This is a genomic window from Streptomyces hirsutus, assembly GCF_001418415.1.
In the GTDB taxonomy this organism is placed as follows: domain Bacteria; phylum Actinomycetota; class Actinomycetes; order Streptomycetales; family Streptomycetaceae; genus Streptomyces; species Streptomyces hirsutus.
Genome location: NZ_LIQT01000631.1, coordinates 1 through 8038, shown reverse-complemented (window position 1 = coordinate 8038; position 8038 = coordinate 1). Strand labels below are relative to the sequence as shown.

The window sequence follows — 8038 nt, the reverse complement described above, 5'->3', positions numbered from 1 at the left end:
GCGTGCCCGGCGCCCGGCGGGCGAGGAATGAATACCGAGCCGATTTTCGCACCACCGGGGTCATCGGACCGGGGGATCGACACCGATGGCCGGATTCCGGTGGCCGGGCGATGACGGTCGGGTCACGAGGGTCGGGTGTGAGGGCCGGAGCGTGAGGGCCAGGTGGTGAGGTTCTCGTCCCGGCGGTCGATCCGTTCCCCGCGGGCGGGTTGCCCGGACGTCGTCGGGCCGGCGGTCAGCCGCCCGCGTGGACCGGTTCCGACTGGTCGGCCGGGGCGGTGTTCTGCGGCTTGTCCGGCGAGCGGCGGGTGAGGCGGCTTGCCAGCGGTTCGGTCCAGCGGGCGGTGAGGGGGCCGAGGACGACCAGGAGCAGGACGTACGCCGTGGCCAGCGGACCGATCCGGGGTTCCGTGCCGACGGCGAGACCGGCGATGACGATCGAGAACTCGCCGCGCGCCACCAGCGTGCCGCCGGTACGCCAGCGGCCCTTGGACGGGATGCCCGCCCGGCGGGCGGCCCACCAGCCGGTGGCGATCTTCGTCAGCATGGTGACGACGGCGAGGGCGAGCGCCGGGAGCAGCACCGGCGGGATGTCCGCCGGGTCGGTGTGCAGCCCGAAGAAGACGAAGAACACCGCCGCGAACAGGTCCCGCAGCGGGGACAGCAGCCCGTGCGCACCCTCGGCGACCTCCTCGGACAGGGCGATGCCGACCAGGAACGCTCCCACCGCGGCGGACACCTGAAGCTGCTGGGCGATACCGGCGACGAGCAGGGTCAGCCCGAGGACCACCAGCAGCAGTTTCTCCGCGTCGTCACTGGAGACGAAGCGTGAGATGACCCGCCCGTAGCGGACGGCGACGAACAGGACGAGGCCGGCGACGCCGAGCGCGACGGCCAGCATGACGCTTCCCGCGGCGAGGCCGACCCCGGCCAGCAGGGCGGTGACGATCGGCAGGTAGACCGCCATCGCCAGGTCCTCCAGCACCAGGATGCTGAGGATCACCGGCGTCTCGCGGTTGCCGTGCGCCCGAGGTCTCCGAGCACCTTGGCGATGACCCCGGAGGAGGAGATCCAGGTGACTCCGGCGAGGGCGACGGCGGCTACCGGGCCCCAGCCGAGCAGCAGGGCGAGGATCGCGCCGGGCACGGCGTTCAGCAGCATGTCGACCAGGCCGGCCGGGTACTGGGTCTTGAGGTTGGAGACCAGGTCGCTGGCCGTGTACTCCAGGCCGAGCATGAGCAGCAGCAGGACCACGCCGATCTCGGCGCCGATCGCGACGAACTCCTCGCTCGCGCCGAGCGGCAGCAGCCCGCCCTCGCCGAAGGCCAGCCCCGCCAGCAGGTAGAGCGGGATCGGGGAGAACTGGAGGCGCCCGGCGAGACGCCCCAGCAGACCGAGCCCGAGAATGATCGCGCCGAACTCGATCAGGAAAATTGCGGAAGAGTGCATGCGCTCACTCCCGCCCGAGGATCTCGGCGGCGGTCTCGATGCCCTCACGGGTGCCGATGACGATGAGTGTGTCCCCGCCCGCAAGGCGGAAGTCGGGCGTCGGGGACGGGATCGCCTCGGCCCGGCGCAGCACGGCCACGATCGAGGCGCCGGTGTCGGTACGGATCCTGGTCTCGCCCAGCACCCTGCCGTTCCAGTGCGAGGCGGCGGACAGTTCGATGCGCTCGGCGACCAGCCCCAGGTCGGTCGTGTGCAGGACGTTCGGGCTGTGGTGAGCGGGCATCAGTGCGTCGATCAGGGCGGCCGACTCGGCGACGTTCAGCCGCATCGACTGGGCGCAGGCGTCCGGGTCGTCGGAACGGTAGACGTTGACCGTGCGTGCGCCGTCCCGGTGTGCGATCACGGACAGGTGCTGGTGCTCACGCGTAGTGAGGTCGTATTTCACGCCGATGCCCGGCAGCGGCGTGGTGCTCATCCGTGGAGCAGGCACAGCCCGTCCCCTTCCCGATTTTCTTCTGATCGTCCGTCCATGGGTGGGGCCCCTCATCACGCTGATGGTCAGCCCCCACGGAGGACATCGTGTCATCCGGCGATCTCGCCGGGATATTGGGTAATGCCACGGATGGACAACAGGTGCGACGGCCGCCGAGCATCCGCCGGGGTCCTGAACCGGTGCCGTGCCGTGGGCGGGGACGTGCCGTGCGCACGCTTGGAACGACCGGCGGCTCCGGAGGCCTTCCGGGCCGGTCGGCCACGAGGTGTGGCCCCGTGGGCCCATGGCGGCACGGGATACCCGTGGGACGATTCGATGTGTATGACGTACCGATTCTGGAGGCATGATGAGTGGTCTGGTCGTAGTGGGAGTCGACGGCTCGGCATCGAGCCTCGCCGCGGTGGGGGCCGCGGCCGAGGAGGCACGGCGGCGCGGGGCCGTGCTGCGGGTGGTGCATGCCTTCCTCTGGCCGGCCATGCATGTACCGCTGGGCCCCTCACCGCTGGGACCGCCCGGGGGCGGTCTGCAGGCCATGGTCGAGAAGCTGGTGGACGAGGCCGTGGAGCACGCCAAGTCCGTGGCACCGGATGTGGAGGTCTCGCACGCCGTGGTGACGGGCGAACCGCTGACCGTGCTGGAGGCGCAGTCCCCCGACGCGGAACTGGTGGTCGTCGGATCCCGTGGCATGGGAGGTTTCGTCGGACTTCTGGTGGGGTCGACGGCCGTGCACCTGGCGAGTCACGGGCAGTGCCCGGTGCTGGTCGTACGGGAGACCGGCGCCCCGGACGGGCCGGTGGTGGTCGGGGTCGACGGCTCCCCGGCGGGCGCGAAGGCGATCGACTTCGCCTTCGCCGAGGCGTCGCTGCGCGGGGCCGAACTGGTCGCGCTGCACTCCTGGACCACCTGGAACGCGCCGGCGCCCCCGCCGCAGGACGAGAAGGCTCCCTACGCGAGCGGGCCCGACGAGCTGAGGGCGGGCGAGGAGCGTCTGCTGTCCGAGGCACTGGCCGGACATCAGGAGCGGTACCCCGGTGTGAAGGTGCGGCACGAGGTCGTGCACGGCGGCACCCGCGAAGCGCTCATCGAGACGAGCCGTACGGCGCAGTTGCTGGTGGTCGGGGCCCGGGGGCGGGGCGGGTTCGCCGGACTGCTGCTCGGCTCGGTCAGCCAGGCGATGCTGCACCACGCCCACTGCCCGGTGGCGGTCGTCCGCGGCAGCGGCGGGGAGAAGGACGGGGACGCATAGCCCACTCCCTTCGGGGCTTCCGCACCGGTACGGTGCCCTGCCCGCGGGTACTTCGGTACGCGCGGGCGGGACCGGGACGCACCCGCGACGGACCGGCCGGACGGGAGTGAACAGTGAACGACACGGTGATGGTCGGAGTGGACGGATCACCGTCCAGTCTCGCCGCTGTGGACGTCGCGGCCCGTGAGGCGCGGCTGCGCGGCGCACCGCTGCGGATCGTGCACGCCTTCAGCCGCCCGTCCGACCTGGAGCCGATGATCCACGGTGTCCTGGCCCAGGCGGAACAGCGGGCCGCCGACGTGGCGCCGGGCCTGGAGGTGCTCAGGACCGTGGCGTCCGGGGACACTCTGACGGTGCTGTGGAGCGAGTCGCGTCACGCGGCGCTGGCGGTGCTCGGCGGGCGGGGCCGCGGCGGGTTCGGGCACCTGCTGCTGGGCTCGACGGTCGTGCAGCTTGCCGCCCACGGTTTCTGCCCGGTCATGGCGGTGCGGGGACGCCCCGATCCGCAGGGGCCCGTCCTCCTCGCCGTGGACGGTTCGCCCGCCGGGGCCGCGGCGGGCGAGTTCGCCTTCGCCGAGGCGGCGCTGCGGGAAGCCCCACTGATCGCCCTGCACGTGTGGAACACCTGGAGCGAGCCGACACCGTACGAGGGCCCCGCCGACCCGCCGAACGTGGGGGTCGACCTGGGCCGGCTCCGCGAGAAGCACCGCCGCCGGCTGGATGAGGCCCTGGCTCCGTGGCGGGCCGCTCATCCGGAGGTGTCCGTGGAACCGCTTCTGGAGCGATCCCGGGTGCGGCACACGCTGTTGGAGGCCGCCAAGGAGGCCCAGCTGCTGGTGGCGGGGGCGCGGGGACATGGCGGATTCACCGGGATGCTGCTGGGTTCGGTGAGCCAGGCGCTGCTGTACCACGCCGACTGCCCGGTCACCGTCGTCCGCGGCGAGCGGTGATCCATCGACGGCACGGCAGGGCGACGGCAGGGCGACGGGAAAAAAGGACCATGTACACGACGCGGGTCTCGGGTCGGGTGAACGCTCCCCGGCCGGCCGTCTACCGGGCGCTGGTGAGCGCGGACGCGATCGCACGGTGGCGGGTGCCGCCGGGCATGCGGGGCGAGGTGCACGAGTTCGAGGCGCGCGAGGGCGGCAGGTTCCGGGTGTCGCTCACGTACGACGCGCCGGACGCGGTCGGCAAGTCGGCCGCGCACACCGACACCTACCACGGCAGCTTCGCTCGGCTCGTGCCGGACGAGATGGTGGTGGAGGTGCTCGAGTTCGAGGCCGAGGACCCGGCGCTGCGCGGCACGATGACCATGACGACCACCCTCACGGACGCCGACGGCGGCGGCACCGACATCCTGGTGGTCCACGAGGGCGTCCCCGACGCCGTGCCCGCCGCGGACAACGAGGCGGGGGTCCGCTGGGCGCTGACGCATCTCGCCCGGTTCGTGTCCTGAGTCGATTCGGCATCCGCGTACCCCACCCGTGGCGCCATCGACATGCCGCACCACGGCGTCCCGTGCGGTCCGTGCAGTCCGTGCCGAGAGAGCCCAAGAGCTTCGAGTGACGTGTGGTTGACTGATTCGCATGGCCCCGTCTCCGCATCCGCCCGTTCGGCCGTGACCGCCGATCCGACCGCGGCCACTCGGCCCCGCAACCGCAAGCAGCTCATCGTCGAGGCGGCCGGCCGAGTCTTCAGCGAGCGCGGCTACCACACGGCGTCCATGGAGGAGATCGCCGCCGGCGTGGGTATCACCGCGGCGGCCCTGTACCGGCACTTCCCGAACAAGTACGCGCTGTTCGCCGAGTGCGCCGACGTCATGGCGGACCGGCTCGTCGCCGCGCTCGACGAAGTGCCGTCCGGGGCAGCCTTGAGGGATGTGCTCACCGCCGTCACCCGGGTCACCGTCGCGCATCGCGCGTCGGGCGGCGTGTATCGGTGGGAGGCCCGGTACCTCAACCGCGAGGACCGCCGGCGTCTCAGGACGAAGTTCGGGCATGTCGTCGGGCGGGTCGACGAGGCGGTGCAGCACGAGTCCTCACTGCCTGACGAACGCCTGCGGGCCGTGGCAGCCCTCGGTGCGATCGGGTCCATCACGATGCATCACACCTCGATTGCCCAACGTCGGGCCGAGGAGCTGCTGTTGGCGTCCGCGCTGCGCGTGGCCGCGACCGGTCCCGCGACGGCCCGAAGGGGCGCACGCCCCGTCGAGCTGCCCGCCCAGCCGGTGCCGCGCACGCGACGCGCGGAGATTCTCGCGGCCGCCATCCCGCTGTTCGCACGGGACGGGTTCGCCAGCGTCACGAACGGACAGATCGCGGAGGCGGTGGGACTGGCCCCGTCCGCGCTCTACCGTCACTACCCCGGCAAGGTCGACATCCTGGCGGCGGCGTGCCTTCAGGCGGCGGGACTGCTGGCCCAGGGGGTGGACCAGAGCCTTCACGGGGTGGCCGGCCCGCACGACGCCGTCGTCGCGCTGGCGGCGACGTACGTGGCCTACAGCTTCGAGTACACCGCGCTCAACAGCGTTGCCGAAGCCGAGCTCGCCGGCTTGCCGGCCGACCTGCGGCGGTCCTTGGTCCTCGCACAGCGTGAACACATCGCCGTCTGGGAGCAGCAACTGCGGCTGGCCCGTCCGGAGCTGGACCCGCGCCAGGCCCGGGTGCTGGTGCACGCGGGGTTCGGCGTGGCGGTCGAGGCCGGACGCGGACTGCGGTGGCAGGACAGCCATGACCACCGTGACGCCGTGACCGCTCTGGTCGTGGGCGCCCTGGGCCTCTGAACAGTCGTCGGAGCCGAGCGAGCGATGAGACGCCCCGCCGGGAAGCGCCTCGCACGGAGGTCACCCGGGTGCCCGCCCCTCGGCACATCTGCCGCGGGGCGGGCACCTGTGGGATCGGATCGGCAGCTCAGCCGGCCGGCCTGTTCCCGGTGGGGATCGTGATGGGGGTGGTGGTCGAGGAGGAACCCTTGTTGAGGAACAGCATGGCCAGTGCGCGCACGAACTGGTCGACCATGTAGAAGGTGCCGGGCATGACGGGCGACAGCCCCTCGCGGAACAGGATGTAGGCCGGCCATGCGGTGCGGACCAGGGCCGCTGCCGCGTAGTCGCGCCGCAGCCCCAGCCAGTCGCCGACCTCGTCGCTGAGGACGTAGCGCACGAACTCGTTCAGGAACCCGCGAGTGACACCGAGATCGATCTGTGCGGTCAGACCGAGCAGTTCCTCGGCCAGTTCGTCGCCCTCGGTCGTCGGGGCGAGGATCGGGGTGAGCACCTGCGCCGACTGCGCTTCCGCGGCCGCCCAGGTCTGGGGAATGTACTCGTCCGGCACCCCGAGCAGGTGAAGAGCGACCTGCCACGCATGCAGGAAGGCTTCCTGGTCCGCGGCCGGCATCGGGACCTTCCAGTCGAGCAGCCTCCTGCGCACATAGGTTCCCAGGCTGTGGAAGGTGACCAGGATGTCGGCGGCGCTGATCGGGATGGTCTGGTCGGCGGCCCCCCGCCACTGCGGCGATTGCGGCAGCAGGTGACGCACCGCGGCGTGCACCAGTCGCGTCTTGTTGGCGGTGACGACGAACTGCCCCGACGGCTGGAAGGCTCCCAGCTGGGACAGGTCGTAGCCGAACGTGAACGTCTTGGCCGCGCGGTCCTGCATGTCGGCGCCGCCTGCGGACCAGTAGACGCTTCTGGCCTCACGCGGGATCACGGTGCTCATGATTCCGCTGCCGAGGCCGTACAGCATGAACAGGTAGGTGTCTCTGCGCCGGTTGAAGTCGGCGGCGCGGCGCAGCTTGACGGGGTCGGCCCAGGAGGGCAGCTTGTTGACCGTCCGCAGAAATGCGGTGAGTTCGGCCGGCAGGCCGCTGGGCAGCGGGTCACCGTTGTCCACCCACCTCGCCATCGCGGTGTTGACCGACGGAATCCGGCCGTTGTCGAGCAGTGAGGCCAGCAGAGGATCCGCTGCGCTGTCCCAGACGTACTCCGGATCGGCACCCGTGCCGGTTCCGGCCACCGAGTCCGCCGACGGCCACGCCCACGCCTTGGCGGGGCCCGCCACGCTCACGAGGCCGAGTGCGACGCCGAGGGACAGAACTCTTCGCCTGTTGAGATTTTCCATTGACTTACCTGCTTCCCTGATGGACCGGACGGCACTAGGAACCGGTTTCGACTTGCCCGTTGCGTGACCACCACATTTCGGATCTTGCTGAGTAATGTGATTTCCAATTAACATAGCGAGGCGCGTTACCGTCGGCAATGGTGGTGACCGAGGGGCGTTGCCGACACTGGTCCCGAGCCCGCAGTTCCCCTCCGGCGAGTCGTCGGCAGGACCGCGATGTCCGGCCCGAACCGGCCCCGCACGTTCGAGGAGCCCGCATGACCACGGAACAGGATCAGGGCCCGGCGCCTCCGACCACCGCGGCGTCGCTCGCTCGACCGGCACGGGTGACCGACGAGTTGATCGCGCGATGGGGCGGGAAGCCGTTGTTCTTCCGGTCGTACGGCCGCCGGTGGTCCGGGCCCGGGACCCCGGCCTCGCTTCCGCCCTTCTTCCGGGCCACCACCGCGAGAACACCCCGCATACGCTCGAACTCCGCGCGCACTTCCTCCACCCGCGTCGGCGCGGCCTTCTCACGGCCAGGCCACACCAAGGGTGCGCAGCCCCGGCCGGGGTCATGGAGGTCATCGGCGGACCACACGAGCACGGTCTTGTCCGCGAGCACGGCGCGGACGGCTCCGGAGGCCCGGTCGGGGTCGGCGGCGCCGGCAGGAACGCCCAGCACCTCGTTCACGCCTCTCCCGCCGCAGCCTCGACCGGTACGCCAGTTCGCTCGGACCCGCCCCTCGGCAC

7 protein-coding genes and 1 pseudogene are annotated in these 8038 nt (G+C 71.4%); 4 read left to right on the top strand and 4 right to left on the bottom strand.

Going from position 1 to position 8038, the window contains the following annotated elements; translation table 11 throughout:
- Positions 1-235 precede the first annotated feature (235 nt).
- Both AOK11_RS36360 and AOK11_RS36355 read right to left on the bottom strand, forming a co-directional pair.
- Positions 236-1449, bottom strand: a pseudogene (locus AOK11_RS36360) (cation:proton antiporter).
- Between the two features lie 4 nt (positions 1450-1453).
- A complete protein-coding gene (locus tag AOK11_RS36355; protein WP_055597902.1) occupies positions 1454-1924 on the bottom strand; it encodes a cation:proton antiporter regulatory subunit in 471 nt (156 codons plus the stop codon).
- Positions 1925-2288: 364 nt separating this feature from the next.
- Between AOK11_RS36355 and AOK11_RS36350 the strand changes: the two genes are divergently transcribed.
- The 4 genes from AOK11_RS36350 to AOK11_RS36335 all read left to right on the top strand — a co-directional run bounded on the left by AOK11_RS36350 (position 2289) and on the right by AOK11_RS36335 (position 5970).
- A complete protein-coding gene (locus tag AOK11_RS36350; RefSeq protein WP_055597901.1) occupies positions 2289-3188 on the top strand; it encodes a universal stress protein in 900 nt (299 codons plus the stop codon).
- Between the two features lie 113 nt (positions 3189-3301).
- The gene (locus tag AOK11_RS36345) at positions 3302-4138 is read left to right on the top strand and encodes a universal stress protein (protein WP_206188996.1); all 837 of its coding nucleotides are present in this window, start codon (positions 3302-3304) and stop codon (positions 4136-4138) included.
- A 50-nt stretch (positions 4139-4188) separates the two neighbouring features.
- Complete coding sequence (locus tag AOK11_RS36340; RefSeq protein WP_055597900.1) at positions 4189-4644, top strand: SRPBCC domain-containing protein; 456 nt, start codon at positions 4189-4191, stop codon at positions 4642-4644.
- A gap of 162 nt (positions 4645-4806) precedes the next feature.
- On the top strand, positions 4807-5970 hold the full coding sequence (locus tag AOK11_RS36335; RefSeq protein ID WP_055597899.1) for a TetR/AcrR family transcriptional regulator: 1164 nt from the start codon (positions 4807-4809) through the stop codon (positions 5968-5970).
- A gap of 127 nt (positions 5971-6097) precedes the next feature.
- Here the strand turns inward: AOK11_RS36335 and AOK11_RS36330 are convergent, their stop codons facing one another.
- Positions 6098-7306, bottom strand: a complete 1209-nt coding sequence (locus AOK11_RS36330; RefSeq protein WP_055597898.1) for an oxygenase MpaB family protein — start codon at positions 7304-7306, stop codon at positions 6098-6100.
- Positions 7307-7580: 274 nt separating this feature from the next.
- Positions 7581-8038 (bottom strand): hypothetical protein (locus tag AOK11_RS36325; RefSeq protein ID WP_206188995.1); only part of this gene is annotated, 458 nt, incomplete at its 5' end.